This window comes from Citrobacter sp. Awk 2, from assembly GCF_028069815.1.
GTDB lineage: Bacteria > Pseudomonadota > Gammaproteobacteria > Enterobacterales > Enterobacteriaceae > Citrobacter.
The window spans coordinates 1-421 of record NZ_JANEWL010000268.1; the positions used below are offsets into that span (position 1 = coordinate 1).

Annotated in this window: 2 rRNA genes; both read right to left on the reverse strand. The window is 52.0% G+C overall.

Annotation, left to right across the window (positions count from 1 at the left end):
- Positions 1-3: 3 nt before the first annotated feature.
- Positions 4-119, reverse strand: a 5S ribosomal RNA gene (rrf, locus tag NNO02_RS23575).
- A gap of 198 nt (positions 120-317) precedes the next feature.
- A 23S ribosomal RNA gene (locus tag NNO02_RS23580) occupies positions 318-421 on the reverse strand; the annotation flags it as partial.

Here is a 421-nt window from a genome sequence, read left to right on the forward strand (position 1 = left end):
GATGCCTGGCAGTTCCCTACTCTCGCATGGGGAGACCCCACACTACCATCGGCGCTACGGCGTTTCACTTCTGAGTTCGGCATGGGGTCAGGTGGGACCACCGCGCTACAGCCGCCAGGCAAATTCTTTGTGCTCTGTACGCAATTCTTTATCGCATCCGCCGCGTTGGCTGCTCTCGCGAACCTCAGTCACATACTTCAGTATGCTCCTTCCGTCGCTTCACTTGCCGCCTTGCTGCTGCGCAAACTATTGCGTACTACAATCTGTAATCTAGGCTGAAAATCTTCTCAAATCCGCCAAAACATCTTCGGCGTTGTAAGGTTAAGCCTCACGGTTCATTAGTATCGGTTAGCTCAATGTATCGCTACACTTACACACCCGACCTATCAACGTCATCGTCTTTAACGTTCCTTCAGGAGAC